The sequence below is a fragment of the Bradyrhizobium sp. 179 genome, assembly GCF_023073535.1.
Lineage (GTDB): Bacteria > Pseudomonadota > Alphaproteobacteria > Rhizobiales > Xanthobacteraceae > Bradyrhizobium.
In genome coordinates this window covers 20,015-39,037 of the sequence record NZ_JADPJR010000108.1, presented here as the reverse complement: position 1 = coordinate 39,037, position 19,023 = coordinate 20,015, and the positions used below count along the sequence as shown (strand labels likewise).

Below are 19,023 nucleotides of genomic sequence, written 5' to 3'. Positions count from 1 at the left end.
CCCAACGGGCCAACGAGAAAACGCAGGCAAACGCACCATGACCCAGTTCAACGAGACCGAGCTCACCGAAGCCGTCATCCGGAGCTTTGACCGGACACCCAACCCGCGCGCGAAATTCCTGCTCCAGGAATTGGTGAAGTCGCTGCACGACTACGTGAGCAAGACCGGTCTCACCTTCGAGGAGTGGGAATACGCCATCGATTTCCTGACCCGCACCGGCCAGAAATGCACCGACACCCGCCAGGAGTTCATCCTGCTGTCAGACGTGCTCGGCGTCTCCATGCTGGTCGACGCGGTCAATCACCGCGACCGCGAGGGCGCAACCCAGACCACGGTGCTCGGCCCGTTCTACGTCGGCGAGCACAAGGTGACCGCGCACGGCACCGACATCTCGCCGAACAATCAGACCGGCGAACGGATGTTCGTGCAGAGCCGCGTCACCGATCTCAAGGGCAAGCCGCTCGCGAATGTCCCCGTCGACGTCTGGCATGCCGACGATGACGGCTTCTATGATTCACAGAAGCCGAACTATAACGAGGTCGGCGCCTCAGCGCGGGCGCGCTTCATCACCGATGACGACGGCCGGTTCTTCTTCCGCACCATCCTGCCGTGCAGCTACCCGATCCCGACCGACGGTCCGGTCGGAGAGATGATCATGCAGACCAACCGCCATCCGATGCGCCCGGCGCATGTCCATTTCCTGGTCAATGCAAAGGGCTATGAGCCGCTGATCACCCACGTCTTCATGGATGGCGACAAATACCTGGATTCCGACGTGGTGTTCGGTGTGAAGGACGATCTGGTGGCCAAGGTCGAGCCGCGCAACGACCTTGAGATGCCCGACGGCACCAAGGCGAACGGGCAGTGGCACCTGATGAGCTATGAATTCCGCCTCAAGCCGGGCGGCGGTATGGCGCCGAAGCCGCTGGGGACGAAGGCGGAGGAGCCGGCCTGACGGTCAGGCGCGAGCAGCGCGCGCCGCCTCTCTCAGCGCCCAATGAAGGCCGCCAGCTCGTCAGGCGTGCCCATCGGAAAGGCTTCTTTCATGAAGTCGAGGAAGGCGGATACGCGCGCGCTCAAGAGCCGCCGCGATGGATAGAGCGTCCACAACGCGATCTCGGGTCCGTCGATGTCGCCCCAATGCACCAGCGTGCCGGCAGCCAGGTCGTGACTGACCAGTGACACGGGAAGGCGCGCGGCGCCGACGCCCGCCCGGACTGCATCGCGGACCATGACGAGCGATGACAGGCGCAGGACCGGATCAACCGTGATGCGCGATCTTCCGCCTGGCACCGTCACTTCCCAGGTTGTTAGCTGGTCGCCCGCTCCGCGCATGACAGCCGGCACAGCGATACCGTCCCTCGGCCGCTTCAAATCCGGGCTCGCCACGACCACCAGCCGGTCGCGCAGAAAGATCCGTCCCACAAGGCTCTCGTCCGGAGCCGGATTGACCCGAATGACGAGGTCATACCCTTCCTCCACCATGTCCACGGAGCGATCTTCCGTTGTGACCTCAAGACGGACCTCCGGATATCTGAGCGCGAACCCGGCCGCGAGATTCCCCATTGCAGTTTGCGAGAACAGCAAAGGCGCGCTGATCCGCAGGCGGCCCCGCGGCCTGTCCCCACCCGAAGCGATTGCCGCGGCCGTCTCGTCGAGCTCGGTAAGCAATGCTCCCGTCCGCTCGTAAAGGGCGCGTCCTTCCTGGGTGAGTTTCAGGTCGCGCGCGCCGCGCTCGAACAGGCGCAGGTCGAGCGCGGCCTCCAGCTCGGCGACCCGCCGGGACAAGGTGGCTTTCGGGCGCCCGGCGGCCCGTGCGGCGCGTCCGAACCCGCCGTGTCGGGCGACGAGGTTGAAGTCGGCGAGTGCGAGCAGGTCCATCGTTCCACCAGTGAGACGATCCGTCTACATATAGCGTCTATCGGTTCAAATGTGGACCACTAATTCCCGGGTGTCTTCTTCACCAAAACCCGGAGTGATCCCATGACCATCCTCGTTACCGGCGCAACCGGCACCATTGGCCGCCACGTCGTCGAACAACTCGTCAAGCGCGGCGCCGATGTCCGTGCTCTCGCCCGCGATCCTGCAAAGGCAAACCTCCCGGCAGGCGTCACTGTCGTGCAGGGCGACCTGCTCGATGTCGACGCGCTCCGCGGCGCGTTTAGCGGAGTCTCGACCCTGTTCCTGCTCAACGCAGTGGTGCCGGATGAATTCACGCAGGCGCTGATTGCGCTCAACGTCGCCCGCGAGGCCGGCATCGAGCGGGTCGTCTACCTCTCGGTGATCCACAGCGACCGCTACGTGAACGTGCCGCACTTTGCCGGCAAGTTCGGCGTCGAGCGGATGATCGAGCAGATGGGCTTCAACGCCGCCATCCTGCGCCCCGCTTACTTCATGAACAACGACGTCACGATCAAGGACGTGGTGACCGGATACGGCATCTATCCGATGCCCATCGGGAGCAAGGGGCTGGCCATGATCGACGCACGCGACATCGGCGAGATCGCGGCCGTCGAACTCATCCGTCGTGAGCGAGCCGCAACATCGCTGCCGCTCGCCCGCATCAACCTCGTCGGCCCCGAAACGCTAACCGGCGCGAAAGCCGCCGCGGTCTGGTCGGAGGTGCTGGGTCGCACCATCGCCTATCCCGGCGACGATACCGCCGGCTTCGAGAAGAATCTCAGGCAGTTCATGCCGAACTGGATGGCCTTCGACATGCGGCTGATGAGCGAGCGTTTCCTCATCGAGGGAATGGTGCCCGAAGCCGGCGACGTCGAGCGTCTGACCGCGCTGCTGGGCCGTCCCCTGCGCTCCTACCGCGACTTCGTCTCCGAGATCGCGGCCTCCGCCTGACGATACGGCACGCCCCAATCCTCACAAGGAATTCGATCATGATCGCTTCAACGGGCACCGTTCCGGTGAATCCGGACGGCGCAGCGAAGATACTGGTACTTGGCGCCACCGGCCGGCTGATCGTCAGCCAGGCGGTCGGGCCCTGACGGATCTTTCGGACTTCCATGGCGGCAGCATTGCGCGCGAAGACGTTGCGAAATTCGTGCTGGATCAGGTGCGCGCGGATGCATGGCTGCATCAGTCTCCGCTGATCACGTGGTGAGCCCTGCGAGGCCACGCCCCTGATCAGCGCGCGTGCAATATCGCCAGCAGCACGACGACCGCGCAGGCGAGCGCCGCCGTGGTCAATTTCCAGAACATCAGCGGACTGCGCTCGAAAAGCGGCGTGATGCGCGTGTCGAGATAGACCGGATTGGGCGTGCGAAGCTCGTAGATGAATTCGGACAGATCGTCGTGCCGCTTGTAGGGATCAGGATGTAGCGCGCGCCTGAGCGCGCCGTCGACCCAGGCCGGCACATTGCGGTCGTCGTCGGCTGGGCGATACTGAAGTCGCCGCACGTCCGCCTTGCGCCGAATTCGGGCGACCTGGGTGCCATAGGGCAGCTTTCCCGTCAGCATCTGGTAGCAGATCACAGCCAACGAAAACATGTCGGAGCGCGGCGAGCCGCCTTCGCCGAGAAAGTACTCCGGCGCCGTATACTGGACCGTTCCCAGGATGTCGTCGGCCTCGTCTCGCGGCGCCGCTTCCGCGACGCCCGCCACCCTGACCGATCCGAAGTCGATGATCTTGGCGGTGCCGGTCTTGTCGATCAGGATGTTGTCCGGCCTGAGGTCCTGATGCAGCATCTCCATGCGGTGGAAGGCGCGTAAGCCCGCGGCGACCTGCTCGATGAGGGCGCGGACGGTTTCGAGATCGGGGCGTGGATTGTCGGTCATCCACTGCTTCAAGGTCTGGCCTTCGACGAATTCGGTCGCGATGTAGAGATAGCTGCGCCGTCTCGAGTGTGACCGCGGCTTCAGCACGTGCGGGCTGTCGATCCGGCGCGCGATCCATTCCTCCATCAGGAAGCGCTTGAGATAGGCGGCGTTATCGCGCAGGTCGACCGACGGCAGCTTGAGCGCGACCGGTTCCTCGGTCTCGGTGTCGACGGCAAGGTAGATATGACTGCGGCTGCTGCCGTGGATCTCGCGCACGATCCGGTAGCCGTCGAAGATCGCGCGCGGTTCCGGCAGCGGAGGCAGCGGCAATTGGGACGTCTGATTGAAGATGCCGGCCGGCTCGCGCTGCGGCACTGCATCGATGCGCAGGATCTGGACCGTGATGTTGTCGTCGCTGCCGCGCCGGTAGGCTTCCTCGACGATGGCCTTGGCCGCCGCGTCGAGCTCGCCTGCGTGCTCGTTCAGCGCGCTCGTGACGAAGCGCGCGTCGACGAATTCGTAGGCGCCGTCGGTCGCCAGCAGAAAGGTGTCGCCCGCCTCGATCTCGAAGGCCTGATAGTCGATCTCGAGCTGCGGATTGATGCCGAGTGCGCGGCCGAGATAAGTCTGCTCCGACGACACGATGATCCGGTGATCGTCGGTCAGTTGCTCGAGCGCCTTACCGGCGACGCGGTAGACGCGGCAGTCGCCGACATGGAAGATATGCGCGGTGGTCGCCTTGATGACCATGGCGGTGAGGGTGCAGACATAGCCCTTGTCGCGATCATAGGCGTATTGGCTCTTGCGCGTCTGCGCGTGCAGCCAGGAATTGGTCGCATCCAGCACGCGGCGGGCGGACGTCTTCACGGTCCAGGATTCCGACGTGCAGTAATAGTCCATCAGGAAGCTCTTGACCGCCGACTCGCTGGCGATCTGGCTCACCGTGCTGCTCGAAATGCCGTCGGCGAGGACGGCGGCGATGCCCTTCAGGCTAAGCAGCGGCTCCTCTGGAATGAGGACGCCATGAAAATCTTGGTTGACGGGCTTGCGACCCTTGTCGGAGTGCTGGCCGACCGAAATCAGGAGTCCGGGGGTCATGGTCGTCACCAGGAAAGAAGAACCTCACCCTGCGCGGGCGAGGCTCCTCTGTCGAGACGTATTCGATTAGGCCGCAACGCGGGGCTTCGTAGCCTTGCCAAGCTCGCGCTTCGGCAGGGTCATAACGTGCGTGGCGTAGAGGGTCATGCCGGTGAAGGCGAGGCCGCCGACGAGGTTGCCGAGCACCGTCGGGATCTCGTTCCAGATCAGATAGTCCATGATCGAGAATTTCGCATGCAGCATAAGGCCCGACGGGAACAGAAACATGTTCACGACGGAATGCTCGAACACCATGTAGAAGAACACCAGGATCGGCATCCACATCGCGATGACCTTGCCGGGGACCGAGGTCGAAATCATGGCGCCGACCACGCCGGTCGAGACCATCCAGTTGCAGAGCATGCCGCGCAGGAACAGCGTTGCCATGCCGGCCGCGCCGTGCGCCGCATATCCCAGGGTTCGGCCTTCACCGATGTTGCCGATGGCTGCGCCCACCTTGTCGGGCGCCTGGGTAAAGCCGAATGTCGTCACGAAGGCCATCATGAAGGCGACGGTGAAAGCGCCGGCGAAATTGCCGATGAACACCAGGCCCCAGTTGCGCAGCACGCCGCCGAGGGTGACGCCCGGGCGCTTGTCGATCAGCGCGAGCGGCGAGAGCACGAACACGCCGGTCAGGAGGTCGAAGCCCAGTAGATAGAGCATGACGAAGCCGACGGGGAACAGAAGCGCGCCGACCAGCGGCTGGCCGGTGTTGACGTTGATCGTGACGGCGAACCAGGCTGCCAACGCCAGGATCGCGCCGGCCATGTAGGCGCGGATGATGGTATCCCGGGTGGACATGAAGATCTTGGACTCGCCCGCATCCACCATCTTGGTGACGAATTCCGAAGGCGCGAGATACGACATCAATGGTTCCTTTTGCTTCGTAAGTGAGATCGACACACCCTCATTGAGAGTGCGCTGAACGTCTTGGCGCCGTGCGGGCTGGCCTGCCGCGCACGAGGGCTATGGAGTTGGAAGCCTTGGGAATCGCGTCACGACGAGCGAGAGGACCGCGAAGCAGTTGAGCTTCCGGAATGCAGCCGTCAGAGGCTGCAACCATGCGGCAAGCCGCAGTCTTCGTTGACGCCCAAGGAGATGCAAGTTGCGTGCCGCTCGTGCGCGGAAGAAAACTGAAGCGATATCAGCAGGATGTGTCTCTGCTCAAGCGGCCCCCGAAGCGCCTGTCGGCCTCCTGCTTGGTCTTCTGCACAAGGTTTGTGCGTCGCACAAAGATTGAGCAGATCGCAAGTTTCACATGCGAAGCGCTGATGCGGCAGCCTGCCGCAATTCCAGTAACATGTTGATTGTTCTTACGTATTGTGGCCGTCGGGCTTGGCACGAAGCTTGAATAGTTCGGTGCCGACGCCATTGAAGCCGTCCCGCGAGACTTCTCATCCGACTTGCCGACGCCACCAGACGGGGGTTTCCCCGGTCGTGCGTTCGCATGCGCCAAAGACGGCGCCGCCGGACGGACGGGCTGATCGTGTGCACTGAAGCCATCAATTCTGCAACGACGCAAAGGACGACACTGCCTATGACCAAGCGCACCCGCCGGCCCTCGGATAACGGGCTTAGCCGCCGCCAATTGATGAAGGCGACCGGCGCTACCGCCGCACTTCTCGCCGCCGCAAAACTGAATTTCCCCGCTGGCGCCTTCGCGCAGGAGGCAGGCCCCGAGGTCAAGGGCGCCAAGCTCGGCTTCATCGCGCTCAGCGATGCCGGCCCGCTGTTCGTGGCCAAGGACAAGGGCCTGTTCGCAAAATACGGCATGCCCGACACCGACGTGCAGAAGCAGGCCTCCTGGGGCACCACGCGCGACAACCTCGTGCTCGGCTCCGAAGGCAATGGCATCGACGGCGCACATATCCTCACCCCGATGCCGTATCTGATCTCGGCCGGCAAGGTGACGCAGAACAACCAGCCGACGCCGATGTACATCCTGGCCCGGCTCAATCTCGACAGCCAGTGCATCTCCGTTGCGAACGAATATGCTGACCTCAAGCTCGGCGTCGATGCGACGCCCTTCAAGGCTGCGCTGGACAAGAAGAAGGCGTCCGGCAAGGCGGTGAAGGCGGCAATGACCTTTCCCGGTGGTACGCATGATCTCTGGATCCGCTACTGGCTCGCCGCCGGCGGCATCGACCCCGATAAGGACATCGAGACCATCGTCGTGCCGCCGCCGCAGATGGTGGCCAACATGAAGGTCGGCACCATGGACTGCTTCTGCGTCGGCGAGCCCTGGAATCTGCAGCTGATCCATCAGAATATCGGCTACACCGCGCTGACGACCGGCGAGCTCTGGAATAAGCATCCGGAGAAATCCTTCGGCATGCGCGCCGCCTTCGTCGACAAGTACCCAAAGGCCGCCAAGGCGCTATTGATGGCGGTGATGGAAGCCCAGCAATGGGCCGACAAGGCCGAGAACAAGGCCGAGCTTGCCGCCATCATGGGCAAGCGGCAGTGGATGAACTGCCCGGTCGAGGACGTGCTCGATCGTACCGCAGGCAAGTTCGACTACGGCATCCCCGGCAAGGTGGTGGAGAAGTCTCCGCACATCATGAAGTATTGGCGCGACTTCGCCTCGTACCCCTTCCAGAGCCACGATCTGTGGTTCCTCACCGAGGACATCCGCTGGGGCAAGTACGAGGCGAATTTCGACACCAAGGCGCTCATCGCCAAGGTCAATCGCGAGGACATGTGGCGCGATGCGGCCAAGACGCTCGGTGTCGCGGCCTCCGAGATCCCGGCCTCCACCTCGCGCGGTAAGGAGACCTTCTTCGACGGCAAGGTGTTCGATCCGGAAAATCCGGCTGCTTATCTGAAGTCGCTCGCGATCAAGCGTGTCGAAGTCTGATCGGGGGCCAGCGGCCGCCTTTGCGCGGCCGCATCGTCTTTTGAAGCCGGAGAGATTGCAATGAATATGTCCGCCGCCAAGATCGAGATTGAAACGGCGACGCCTGCGGCCAGCGCCGCGCCGGTCGTCGCGATGACGCCAAAGCGTCCCCCGCGCACTGAAGCTTACGCACGCATGGCACGGGAGACGGCCGCGCGCGTGATCCCGCCGCTGGTCGTGATCGCGCTGCTGACGCTGGTCTGGGAGCTGGTCTGCCGCCGCGCCGGCTCGGCGCTGCCGCCGCCATCAAAAGTGTTCAAGGACACCAAGGAGCTGATCCTCGATCCGTTCTTCGACCATGGCGGTATCGACAAGGGCCTGTTCTGGCATCTCTCCGCCAGTCTCCAGCGCGTCGCCTTCGGCTATTCGCTCTCGGCGATTGCCGGCATCGCGTTGGGCGTGCTGGTCGGACAGTCGGTCTGGGCGATGCGCGGGCTCGATCCGCTGTTCCAGGTGCTGCGCACCATCCCGCCGCTCGCCTGGCTGCCGCTCTCGCTCGCCGCCTTTCGCGATGGCCAACCCTCGGCGATCTTCGTCATCTTCATCACCTCGATCTGGCCGATCATCATCAACACCGCGGTCGGCATCCGCAACATCCCGCAGGACTACCGCAACGTCGCGGCCGTGGTGCAGCTCAATCCGCTCGAGTTCTTCTCCAAGATCATGATTCCGGCGGCCGCGCCCTACATTTTCACCGGCCTGCGCATCGGCATCGGCCTGTCGTGGCTCGCCATCGTCGCCGCCGAAATGCTGATCGGCGGCGTCGGCATCGGTTTCTTCATCTGGGACGCCTGGAACTCCTCGCACATCAGCGAGATCATCCTGGCGCTGTTTTATGTGGGCATCGTCGGCTTCGTGCTGGACCGCCTGATCGCGGGCCTCGGCAAGTTCGTCACCCGCGGCACCGCGCAGAATTGAGAGGAGGGCACATGACCGCCTATTTGAAGCTCGACCACATCGACAAGGTCTTCACTCGCGGCGCGGCCACCACGGAGGTGCTCAAGGAAATCAACCTGACGATCGAGAAGGGCGAATATGTCTCGATCATCGGCCATTCCGGCTGCGGCAAGTCGACCCTGCTCAACATCATCGCAGGCCTGACCGGCGCGACCACCGGCGGCGTGCTGCTGGAGAACCGCGAGGTCAACTCGCCGGGGCCCGATCGCGCCGTCGTGTTCCAGAACCACAGCCTGCTGCCGTGGCTGACCGTCTATGAGAACGTCAGGCTCGGCGTCGACAAGGTCTTTTCCAGGACCAAATCCCGCGCCGAACGCGACGCCTGGGTGATGCACAATCTCAACCTGGTGCAGATGGCCCACGCCAGGGACAAGCGTCCTTCCGAAATCTCCGGCGGCATGAAGCAGCGCGTCGGCATTGCGCGGGCGCTGGCGATGGAGCCGAAGGTGCTGCTGCTCGACGAGCCCTTCGGCGCGCTCGACGCGCTGACCCGAGCGCATCTCCAGGACTCCGTGATGGCGCTGCATCAGAAGCTCGGCAACACCATCCTGATGATCACCCACGATGTCGACGAGGCGGTGCTGTTGTCCGACCGCATCGTCATGATGACAAACGGGCCGAGCGCGCGCATCGGCGAGGTGCTGGAGGTGCCGCTGACGCGGCCGCGCAAGCGGCTCGAGCTTGCGACCAGCGCCACCTACTTGAAGTGCCGGCAGCGCGTGCTCGAATTCCTCTACGAGCGTCATCGCTTCGTCGAGGCCGCCTAACCGAAGCGTTAACGGGCGATATGCGCGCGCCTAATTAATCGACATGCCGCTCAATCCTTGTGCGTCGCACAAGGATTGAGCGAATCGCAAATTTAGCGTGCGGAAAGGCCCTGCAAAAAATTCGGGCAATACGAATAACGTGCTGAAATCCCTATATTTCCAGCGTGCGCGCAACTGGCACGGAAATTGAAATGTAATTGCGCGACGCCAACGACGACGTCCCTCAACATCATCAATCAGCATCGTGAACTCGCCACCGGGGTGACGCCTCGGAGCGTGCCTCCGTGGCCGGAGGCTGAGCCTGCAACGACGCAGCGGTGAGCCTAGAAGGGATACTCAATGACGAAGAATCCAACCTGGATTTCAGACTGGCGCCCCGAAGATGAGGCGTTCTGGAATACGACTGGCAAGACCATCGCGCGACGCAACCTGATCTGGTCGATCGTGGCCGAGCATATCGGCTTCTCGGTCTGGCTGATCTGGAGCATCGTCGCCACCAAGCTGCCGCAGGCGGGCTTCCACTACACCACCGACCAGCTGTTCCAGCTCGTCGCCGTGCCGGGCCTGATCGGCGCCCTGATGCGCTTCCCCTACACATTTGCCGTGACGACCTTCGGCGGCCGCAACTGGACCGTCTTCAGTGCAGCGATCCTGTTCATTCCGACGCTGTCGCTTGCCTATTTCGTGAGCCAACCCGACACGCCGTTCTGGCTGATGCTGCTGGTTGCCTCGGCCGCGGGCCTCGGGGGAGGCAATTTCGCCTCCAGCATGACCAACATCTCCTTCTTCTTTCCCGACCGGATGAAGGGATGGGCGCTCGGCCTCAACGCCGCCGGCGGCAATATCGGCGTCTCCAGCGTGCAGCTCTTGACCCCGATCCTGATGACGCTCGCGGTTATCAACCTGTTCCAGGCCACGCCCGTCGATGGCGTCTTCCTCCAGAACGCCGGCTTGATGTGGGTGCTGCCGATCGCGATCGCGGTGTTCGGCGCCGTGTTCTTCATGAACAACCTGACCTCGGCGAAATCATCGGTGAAGAATCAGCTCGCGATCGTCAAGCGCAAGCACACCTGGATCATGGCCTATCTTTATATCGGTACATTCGGCTCCTTCATCGGCTACTCCGCCGCGTTCCCGCTGCTGATCAAGACGCAGTTTCCAGCCGTGACGATCTCGATCGCCTTCCTGGGGCCACTGGTCGGCTCGCTCTCGCGCCCGCTCGGCGGCTGGCTTGCCGACAAGATCGGCGGCTCAATCATCACCTTCTGGAACTTCATCATGATGGCGGGCGCCACGGTTGGCGTGCTCTACTTCGTGGGACAGAAGGATTTCATCGGCTTCCTGTCGATGTTCCTGATCCTGTTCGTGACGACGGGCATCGGCAACGGCTCGACCTATCGCATGATCCCCTCGATCTTTCGCGAGGAGAATCTGTTCAAAGTGCGCGGCAAGGGCGATACGGCGCGCGCACTCGCGCTGAAGACGGCGAGCATCGAGAGCGGCGCGGCGGTCGGCTTCATCGGTGCGATCGGCGCGGTCGGCGGCTACCTGATCCCGACCGGCTTCGGCAAGTCGATCGCCCTGACCGGCGGGCCGCAGCTCGCGCTTGCGATCTATCTCGCCTTCTACGCCTCCTGCCTCGCTCTGACCTGGTGGTTCTACCTGCGTCGCAGCCCGCAGGGTGAAGGCGCGTCGAGCCTTGCGGAAGCAAGAGTGTGACACTCGATACGAAGCTCGCTTCTCCCCGTACGCGGGGAGAAGCTCCACCGCAGGCTATGGAATAGGGAATTGCCATGAGTGAACCGCTCGTCATTGTCGGTAACGGTATGGCGGCTGCGCGACTGGTCGATGAGCTCGCCAAGACCGCGCTCGGCCGCTACGCGGTCGCCGTCATCGGCGAAGAGCCGCGGCTCGCTTACAACCGCGTGCTGCTCTCATCCGTGCTGGCTGGCGAGACCGGCTCGCACGAGATCGAGCTCCGGCCGGCCGACTGGTGGCGCCATCGCGGCGTCACGGTGCGCTACGGTTATCGGGTCACCGAGATTGATACCGGCCGCCGCGAGCTCAAGATCGCCGGCGAGGAGAGCATGGAATATTCCAAGCTGGTGCTCGCCACCGGCTCGACGCCGCTGCGGCTTAACGTGCCGGGCGCCGATTTAGCCGGAGTGCACACTTTCCGCGATACGCGCGACGTCGATCTGTTGCTGACGCTAGCTGCGGCGAAGAAGCGCGTCGTCGTGGTCGGCGGCGGCCTGCTCGGTCTCGAAGCGGCGTATGGCCTTGCCAAGGCCGGCGCGCCGGTGACGCTGCTGCATCTGATGGACCGGCTGATGGAGCGCCAGCTCGACGGGCCGGCCGCCGATCTGCTCAAGACGCTGGTCGAGCGCAAGGGCATCCGGATCCTGCTCAATGCCTCGACCGCCCGCATTCATGGAGAGGGCCGTGTCGAGGTCGTCGAGCTTGCCGATGGCAGCCGTATCGAGGCCGACGCCGTAATCTTCGCCGCCGGGATCAAGCCGAACGTCGCACTGGCCGAGGACGCCGGCATCGCGGTCAACCGCGGCATCGTCGTCAACGACGTGATGCAGACGGCTTCGCCCGACATCTTCGCGCTCGGCGAATGCGCCGAGCATCGCGGCATCTGCTATGGCCTGGTCGAGCCGGCTTACGAGCAGGCGCGGGTGCTGGCGCGGCATCTGGCCGGCCGTCCGGCCGCCTACCAGGGCAGCGTGGTCTCGACCAATCTGAAAGTCTCCGGTGTCGGCGTGTTCTCGGCCGGCGACTTCATGGGCGGGGAGGGCAGCGAGAACCTCGTGCTCACCGACCGCAGGCGCGGCACCTACAAGAAGCTCGTCATTGCCGATGGCCGGCTCGCCGGCGCCGTACTGATCGGCGATACCGTCGATGCGCTCTGGTATCTCGAACTGATCCGCAATCGCGACAAGGTGGCGGCGATCCGCACCGACATGATGTTCGGCCGCGCGCTGGCGCGTCCCTCCAAGGCGGCTTGACAAGGCAGCTTGATAAGGCAGTTCGATATGACGGCGATCGATCCCGCGCTCCGCACGACCAAGACGACCTGTCCCTATTGCGGCGTCGGCTGCGGCGTGTTGGCGACGCCCGACGGCAAGGGCGGCGCGGCGATCGCGGGCGACCCCGAGCATCCCGCCAATTTCGGCCGGCTGTGCTCTAAGGGCTCAGCGCTGGGCGAGACCGTCGGCCTCGAAAGCCGACTGCTCTATCCGATGATCCGCTGCAAGGGCGTGCTCGAGCGCGTCGCCTGGAGCGATGCGCTCGATCACGTCGCCCACCGCATGCAGCACATCGTGGCGCGCGACGGCGCCAACGCGGTGGCGTTCTATCTCTCCGGCCAATTGCTTACCGAGGACTATTACGTCGCCAACAAGCTGATGAAGGGCTTTGTGGGCACCGCCAATGTCGACACCAATTCGCGGCTGTGCATGTCGTCCTCGGTCGCCGGTCATCGCCGCGCCTTCGGCGCCGACACTGTGCCCGGCTGCTACGAGGATCTCGACCAGGCTGACCTGCTGGTGTTCGTCGGATCGAATGCGGCCTGGTGCCATCCCGTGCTGTTCCAGCGCATGCTGAAGAACCGGCAGGAGCATGGTGCGCGGATGATCGTGATCGATCCGCGCCGCACCGACACCGCTGATGACGTCGATCTGTTCCTCGGCCTCAAGCCCGGAACCGACACCGCGCTGTTTTCCGGCTTGTTTGTCCATCTCGCTGACAACAGCGCGCTGGATCAGAACTACATCGCGAACAACACCTCAGGCTTCGACGATGCGCTGGCTCGCGCGCGCAACATTGCTGGCAGCGTCACTGCGACGGCGCTGGCCACGGGCCTCTCCGAACAGGATGTTGCGGCCTTCTTTCAGATGTTCCGCGACACGCCGCGCGTCGTCACGCTCTATTCGCAAGGCGTCAACCAGTCGGCGCAGGGCACCGATAAGGTCAACGCGATCCTGAACTGCCATCTTGCGACGGGACGCATTGGCAAGCCGGGCGCCTCGCCGTTCTCGCTCACCGGCCAGCCCAACGCCATGGGCGGCCGCGAGGTCGGCGGCCTCGCCAATATGCTCGCCGCGCATATGGGCTTCACGCCGCCCGACATCGATCGTGTCAGGCGGTTCTGGAAGGCGCCGCGCATCGCCACGCATGAGGGATTGAAGGCGGTGCAATTGTTCGAGGCGATCGACCGCGGCGAGGTCAAGGCACTCTGGGTGATGGGCACCAACCCGGCAGTGTCGCTTCCCGACGCCGACTTCGTGCGCGAGGCGCTGAAGAAGCTCGAGCTGTTCGTGGTCTCCGAGAACGTGCTTTCCAACGACACCGTCGAAGCGGGCCCGCATGTGCTGCTGCCGGCACTCGCCTGGGGCGAGAAGTCGGGCACGGTGACCAACTCCGAACGCCGCATCTCGCGCCAGCGCTCGTTCCTGCCGGCGCCGGGCGAGGCACGCCCCGATTGGTGGATCCTGAGCGAGACCGCAAAACGTCTCGGCTTCGGCGACAGCTTCAACTACAAATCGGCCGCCGAGATTTTTCGCGAGCACGCGGCGCTCTCGGCCTTCGAGAACGACGGCAGCCGTGATTTCGACATCGGCGCGCTGACCTCGCTGTCGGACGAAGCTTTCGATGCACTCAAGCCGGTGCAGTGGCCGGCGCGCCAAGGCGAGGCGCCCGGCGCGCGCTTCTTCGCGAATGGCGGCTTCTTCACCAATGACGGCAAGGGCCGCTTCGTCGCGCCGGAAGTGCCGGCGTTGCGCAGCGAGACCGGCGCCTCGCGTCCCCTGAGGCTCAACACCGGACGCATCCGCGACCAGTGGCACACCATGACGCGCACGGGCCTCAGCCAGCGGCTCGGCGCGCATCTGCCCGAGCCGTTTGTCGAGATCCACCCGGACGACGCCAGCAAATACGGCATCGTCGATGACGGCTATGCCCGCGTCAGCACTGATTACGGCCAGTGCATCCTGAAGGTCGCTGTCACAGAACGCCAGCAGCGCGGCACGCTGTTCGTTCCGATCCACTGGAGCGCGATGAATGCCTCGCATGGCCGCGTCGGGGCGTTGGTGCAGTCGTTCACGGATCCGTTCTCCGGACAGCCCGAGTCCAAGGCGACCCCAGTCGCGATCGCGCCTTACGAATACGTCTTTCGCGGCTTTGCGCTGTCGCGACAGCAGCTCGATCTGCCGCCGAACCTGTTGTGGACCCGCGTCACGGTCCCCGGCGGGTTCGGCTATCTGTTCGCCGACAATGCGGATCTATCGCGCTGGCCGGCCTGGCTCGACGGCGTCGCCGGCGAGGACGTTGCCGAATACCGCGATTTCGGCGGCGGCATCTATCGCGCAGCCTCGTTCGCGGGCGATCGCATCGAGGCCTGCCTGTTCGTCGGCCCCGGGCATGACGCCGGCGATTGGGAAGTGGTCAGAAATGTCTTTGCCTCCGATCACGTCACCGACGAGCAGCGCCGCATGCTGCTGGCAGGCAAGTCGACGGAGGGCGCGGCCTCGACCGGGCCGATCGTCTGCGCCTGCTTCGGCGTCGGCCGCGGCACGATCTGCGACACCATCGCCGCCGGGGCGCGCACCGCGGCCGAGATCGGCGCCAAGCTCAAGGCCGGCACCAATTGCGGCTCCTGCATCCCCGAGCTGAAGCGGTTGATTGCAACGACGGAAGTGCCGGCGAAGCAGGGTAAGCTTGCGGGGGCGGCGGGGTAGCAGCGCGCTACTTCCATCTCATCGCGCGCGGAACGGAACTGTCGCCATCGTCTTCTGTAACAACATCTCCCTGTGGTAATGGTCCTGCATTCGCCGGGTCGACATAGGCAGTGGAGATAGGATTGCAGATGAAATCAAACCCGTTCGGCACGACCGGCGCCAACGTCTCCGTCATCGGACAGGGCACCTGGTATCTCGACCATGGCGACCGCAAGCGCGCCGTTGCCGCGCTTCAGCGCGGGCTCGATCTCGGCATGACCCACATCGACACCGCCGAGATGTATGGCGATGCCGAGCTCGTCATTGCGGACGCGATTGCGGGCCGTCGCGATGAAGTGTTCCTCGTCTCAAAAGTGCTGCCGAGCAACGCCTCGCGCCGCGGCACGATCACGGCGTGTGAGCGTTCGCTGAAACGCCTGAAGACCGATCGGCTCGACTGCTATCTGTTACACTGGCGCGGCTCCTATTCGCTCGAGGACACCGTCGCCGCGTTCGAAGAGCTGGTGAAGACCGGCAAGATCAAGTCCTGGGGCGTCTCCAATTTCGACGCTGAGGATCTTGAGGAAATACTCGAGGTTGCGGGCGAGGGGCGGATCGCATGCAATCAGGTGCTCTATCATCTCAAGGAACGCGCGATCGAGCATGCCGTGATTCCCTGGTGTGAGCGGCATGATGTCGCCGTGGTCGCCTATTCGCCGTTTGGTCATGACGATTTCCCGGACGCGCGCAGCAAGGGTGGTGCCGTGCTCGGGCGCATTGCGGAGGCGCGTGGCGTGACGCCGCGTCAGGTCGCACTGAGCTTCCTCACCCGTGCAACTACGGTGTTCGCGATTCCGAAGGCCTCGTCCGCGGAACATGCCGGCGAAAATGCGGCCGCTGGCGATCTCGTGCTGACGAAAGACGAGATTGCGGCGCTCGATGCGGCGTTTCCGCGCGGGCCGAAGCCGCGCAGCCTGCCCATGTTGTAATGCACAAACGCGCATTATTAATGGAGTATTGACGCGCGCGGACGTCAGCGCATATCGGCATCCTGTTTTCGGAAGTTGCGAGCGCGGCGCATTTGTCGTTTTTTACGAGCGTTCTCGATTCGCATTTTCCCGGGTTCCAGCCGTGACACCGCCGCCCGCCGCAGCCGCAAGGCTCGACAATATTCCCATGCCCGTGCCGGAGAAGAAGCAGGAAGTTCGCCGCGCGCCCGCGCGCGTCGATCATCCCTTCAAAGGCATTGCGCTGGTGTTGCTGTCGACGGTGTTTCTCGGCACATCCGACGCCACCGCGAAATATCTCTCGACCAGCCTGCCGTCGATCGAGATCACCTGGATCCGCTTCGTCACCTTCGCGCTGATGTTCACGCCGGTGATGCTGCCGGGCTCGCCGCTGCATGCGATGCGCACCGAGCGCCTTGGCTTGCAATTGATGCGCGGCGCCGCGCTGCTCGGCTCCTCCCTGTTCTTCATCACCGGTCTCCGCTTCCTCCCCATTGCGGAAGCCTCCGCCACCGGCTTCGTCTCGCCGCTGTTCGTCACCGCGCTATCGATCATCTTCCTGAGCGAGAAGGTCGGACTGCGCCGCTGGATCGCCACGGCGATCGGCCTGACCGGCGTGATGATCATCCTGCGCCCGGGCTCCAGCGCATTTCATGCCGCGGCGTTCTTCCCGATCATCTCGGCGTTCTGCTGGGCTGCCGCGCTGATCCTGACGCGCATGATGAGCGGTCGCGAGGCGGTTCTCACCACCATGGCTTATTCGGCGCTGACGGGCGTTGCGATCCTTTCCGTGATGGTGCCGTTCGTCTGGGTCACGCCGAGCTGGACCGCGATCGGGCTTGGCATCGTGATCGGAGTTGCCTCTACCGTCGGCCAATGGATCATCGTGCTGGCCTATCGCTATGGCGATGCCTCGGTGCTGGCGCCGTTCTCCTACACCCAGCTGCTCTGGGTCAGCATTCTGGGCTTCTTCATCTTCGGTGAGGTGCCTGACCTCTGGACCATCGTCGGCGCGGCCTTCATCGTCGCGAGCGGCCTCTACATCGCCCATCGCGAGCGGGTGCGCCGCGCCCAGCTTCTGGTGCTGGAAGAGCGCTCCCCGAACCCCTGACACAAGATCGCGTGTCGCGCCTCGTGCTATCAACGGCTCCAACACCACGGGAGGAGCCGGATGCGCGCTGCGATTTTCAGGAACGGTGAGATCGTCGTCGACCGGATGGCGGAGCCGACGCCGGGTCCCGGCCAGGTTCTGGTCAAGACGCTCGCCTGCGGCATTTGCGGGTCCGATCTGCACGCACGCCAGCACGCCCACCGCATGGTGGAGATGGCGCGGAAGACCGGCCGCAAGCCGATGGACCTCAGCCGCGACGTCGTGTTCGGTCATGAGTTCTGCTGCGAGATCGTCGATTACGGACCGGGCACCGAACGCAAGCTTAGGCCGGGGACGCGGGTCTGCTCGCTGCCGGCCCTGGTGACGCCGCAGGGCATTGAAGGCATCGGCTATTCCAACGACAATATCGGCGGCTATGCCGAGGCGATGCTGCTGAGCGAGCCGCTGCTGCTCGAAGTGCCCAACGGCCTTGCGCCGGAACATGCCGCGCTGACCGAGCCGCTCGCCGTCGGCGTTCACGCCGTCGCAAAAGCCAATATCCGTGGTGGCGAGGTGCCGCTGGTGATCGGCTGCGGCCCGGTCGGGCTTGCGGTGATCGCTGCGCTCAAGCTCAAGGGGCTGCATCCGATCGTCGCCGCCGACTATTCGCCGGCGCGATGCGCGCTTGCGGCCAGGCTTGGCGCCGATATCGTCGTCGATCCCCGGGTGTCGCAGCCTTATGCGACCTGGGCCGAGCACGCCCAGATGTCGGAGGCCGAGAAGGCAGCGCGACCGCCATTCCAGGCCATGCTGCCGGCGCTGAAGCCTGCGATCATTTTCGAATGTGTCGGCGTGCCCGGCCTGTTACAGCAGGTGTTCGAAGGCGCGCCGCGCGATGCGCGCGTTGTCGTGGTCGGCGTCTGCATGGAAACCGACAAAAGCGAGCCGATGCTGGGCATCATGAAGGAGCTCAACGTCCAGTACGTGCTCGGCTACACCCCGGACGAGTTCGCAGCGTCGCTGCGTCTCATCGCGGAAGGGCAGGTGGATGCGGCGGCGATGGTGACCGCTGAGGTCGGTATTGACGGCGTCGCAAAAGCGTTCGCCGATCTCGCCAATCCCGAGGCGCACACCAAGATCATCGTGCAGCCGTGGCGGTGAATCCTACACCGGCAGCGCGATCGAATACTTCACCTGGCTCAGCGCAAAGCTCGATTCGATCGAAGCGATGCCGTCGAGCCGGGTCAGCTTGGTCTTCAGGAACGTCTCGTAGGAGGCGAGGTCGGCGGCCACCACGCGCAGCAGATAATCGCGATTGCCGGTCATCAGATAGCATTCCAGCACCTCGTCCCATTTCGAGATCGCGCGGGCGAAGCGGTTGAGGTCTTCCTCCTTCTGCCGCGCCAGCTTGATCGAGATGAAGACGCTGACGTGTAGCCCCAGCGCCTTCTGGTCGACGGTCGCAACGTAGCGCGAGATGACGCCGCGTTCCTCCAGAAGCTTGACGCGGCGGTGGCAGGGCGAGACCGAGAGCCCGACCTTGTCGGCAAGCTCCTGCATGGTCATGCGGCTGTCGGTCTGGAGCAGCGCGAGGATTTTCCGATCGATGGTGTCGAGCTCGGGCATTGGGATCAACCCTGTGTATTTGGCCTTCCGTTGGTAAAGTATCCCAAGACAA

Annotated in this window: 15 protein-coding genes and 1 pseudogene; 12 read left to right on the top strand and 4 right to left on the bottom strand. The window is 64.0% G+C overall.

Going from position 1 to position 19,023, the window contains the following annotated elements:
* Positions 1–37: 37 nt before the first annotated feature.
* Positions 38–955 (top strand): intradiol ring-cleavage dioxygenase, encoded by a 918-nt coding sequence (locus IVB12_RS25050; RefSeq protein ID WP_247303026.1) that lies wholly within the window; start codon positions 38–40, stop codon positions 953–955.
* Between the two features lie 32 nt (positions 956–987).
* Here the strand turns inward: IVB12_RS25050 and IVB12_RS25045 are convergent, their stop codons facing one another.
* Positions 988–1,881 (bottom strand): LysR family transcriptional regulator, encoded by an 894-nt coding sequence (locus IVB12_RS25045; RefSeq protein ID WP_247303024.1) that lies wholly within the window; start codon positions 1,879–1,881, stop codon positions 988–990.
* 102 nt (positions 1,882–1,983) lie between these two features.
* On the opposite strand from IVB12_RS25045, the gene IVB12_RS25040 reads away from it, so the two are divergent.
* Together IVB12_RS25040 and IVB12_RS25035 are read left to right on the top strand one after the other, a co-directional pair.
* Positions 1,984–2,853: an NmrA/HSCARG family protein gene (locus IVB12_RS25040; protein ID WP_247303021.1), complete on the top strand. Its 870-nt coding sequence runs from the start codon at positions 1,984–1,986 to the stop codon at positions 2,851–2,853.
* A 109-nt stretch (positions 2,854–2,962) separates the two neighbouring features.
* Positions 2,963–3,115 (top strand): annotated as a pseudogene (locus IVB12_RS25035) (flavin reductase); the annotation flags it as partial.
* A gap of 23 nt (positions 3,116–3,138) precedes the next feature.
* On the opposite strand, the gene IVB12_RS25030 reads toward IVB12_RS25035, so the two are convergent.
* Both IVB12_RS25030 and IVB12_RS25025 read right to left on the bottom strand, forming a co-directional pair.
* Positions 3,139–4,869 (bottom strand): bifunctional protein-serine/threonine kinase/phosphatase, encoded by a 1,731-nt coding sequence (locus tag IVB12_RS25030; protein ID WP_247303019.1) that lies wholly within the window; start codon positions 4,867–4,869, stop codon positions 3,139–3,141.
* A 66-nt stretch (positions 4,870–4,935) separates the two neighbouring features.
* Positions 4,936–5,775: a formate/nitrite transporter family protein gene (locus IVB12_RS25025; RefSeq protein ID WP_247303017.1), complete on the bottom strand. Its 840-nt coding sequence runs from the start codon at positions 5,773–5,775 to the stop codon at positions 4,936–4,938.
* Between the two features lie 670 nt (positions 5,776–6,445).
* On the opposite strand from IVB12_RS25025, the gene IVB12_RS25020 reads away from it, so the two are divergent.
* The 9 genes from IVB12_RS25020 (at position 6,446) to IVB12_RS24980 (ending at position 18,506) form a co-directional block, all read left to right on the top strand.
* On the top strand, positions 6,446–7,765 hold the full coding sequence (locus IVB12_RS25020; RefSeq protein ID WP_247303015.1) for a CmpA/NrtA family ABC transporter substrate-binding protein: 1,320 nt from the start codon (positions 6,446–6,448) through the stop codon (positions 7,763–7,765).
* Positions 7,766–7,825: 60 nt separating this feature from the next.
* On the top strand, positions 7,826–8,722 hold the full coding sequence (gene ntrB, locus IVB12_RS25015) for a nitrate ABC transporter permease (RefSeq protein ID WP_247303013.1): 897 nt from the start codon (positions 7,826–7,828) through the stop codon (positions 8,720–8,722).
* An 11-nt stretch (positions 8,723–8,733) separates the two neighbouring features.
* Complete coding sequence (locus tag IVB12_RS25010) at positions 8,734–9,528, top strand: ABC transporter ATP-binding protein (RefSeq protein WP_247303011.1); 795 nt, start codon at positions 8,734–8,736, stop codon at positions 9,526–9,528.
* Positions 9,529–9,867: 339 nt separating this feature from the next.
* Positions 9,868–11,247: an MFS transporter gene (locus IVB12_RS25005; RefSeq protein WP_247303009.1), complete on the top strand. Its 1,380-nt coding sequence runs from the start codon at positions 9,868–9,870 to the stop codon at positions 11,245–11,247.
* A 74-nt stretch (positions 11,248–11,321) separates the two neighbouring features.
* The gene (locus IVB12_RS25000) at positions 11,322–12,539 is read left to right on the top strand and encodes an FAD-dependent oxidoreductase (protein ID WP_247303007.1); all 1,218 of its coding nucleotides are present in this window, start codon (positions 11,322–11,324) and stop codon (positions 12,537–12,539) included.
* A 27-nt stretch (positions 12,540–12,566) separates the two neighbouring features.
* Complete coding sequence (locus tag IVB12_RS24995; protein ID WP_247303005.1) at positions 12,567–15,269, top strand: nitrate reductase; 2,703 nt, start codon at positions 12,567–12,569, stop codon at positions 15,267–15,269.
* Between the two features lie 128 nt (positions 15,270–15,397).
* Positions 15,398–16,237, top strand: coding sequence for an aldo/keto reductase (locus IVB12_RS24990; RefSeq protein ID WP_247303392.1), 840 nt, complete (start codon positions 15,398–15,400; stop codon positions 16,235–16,237).
* A gap of 187 nt (positions 16,238–16,424) precedes the next feature.
* Positions 16,425–17,366 carry a DMT family transporter gene (locus IVB12_RS24985; protein WP_247303391.1) on the top strand — a complete coding sequence of 314 codons (942 nt, stop codon included), beginning with the start codon at positions 16,425–16,427 and terminating at the stop codon, positions 17,364–17,366.
* A gap of 60 nt (positions 17,367–17,426) precedes the next feature.
* Complete coding sequence (locus IVB12_RS24980) at positions 17,427–18,506, top strand: zinc-binding dehydrogenase (RefSeq protein ID WP_247303003.1); 1,080 nt, start codon at positions 17,427–17,429, stop codon at positions 18,504–18,506.
* A gap of 3 nt (positions 18,507–18,509) precedes the next feature.
* On the opposite strand, the gene IVB12_RS24975 is transcribed toward IVB12_RS24980, so the two are convergent.
* Positions 18,510–18,971, bottom strand: coding sequence for an Lrp/AsnC family transcriptional regulator (locus IVB12_RS24975; protein WP_247279301.1), 462 nt, complete (start codon positions 18,969–18,971; stop codon positions 18,510–18,512).
* Positions 18,972–19,023: the final 52 nt, after the last annotated feature.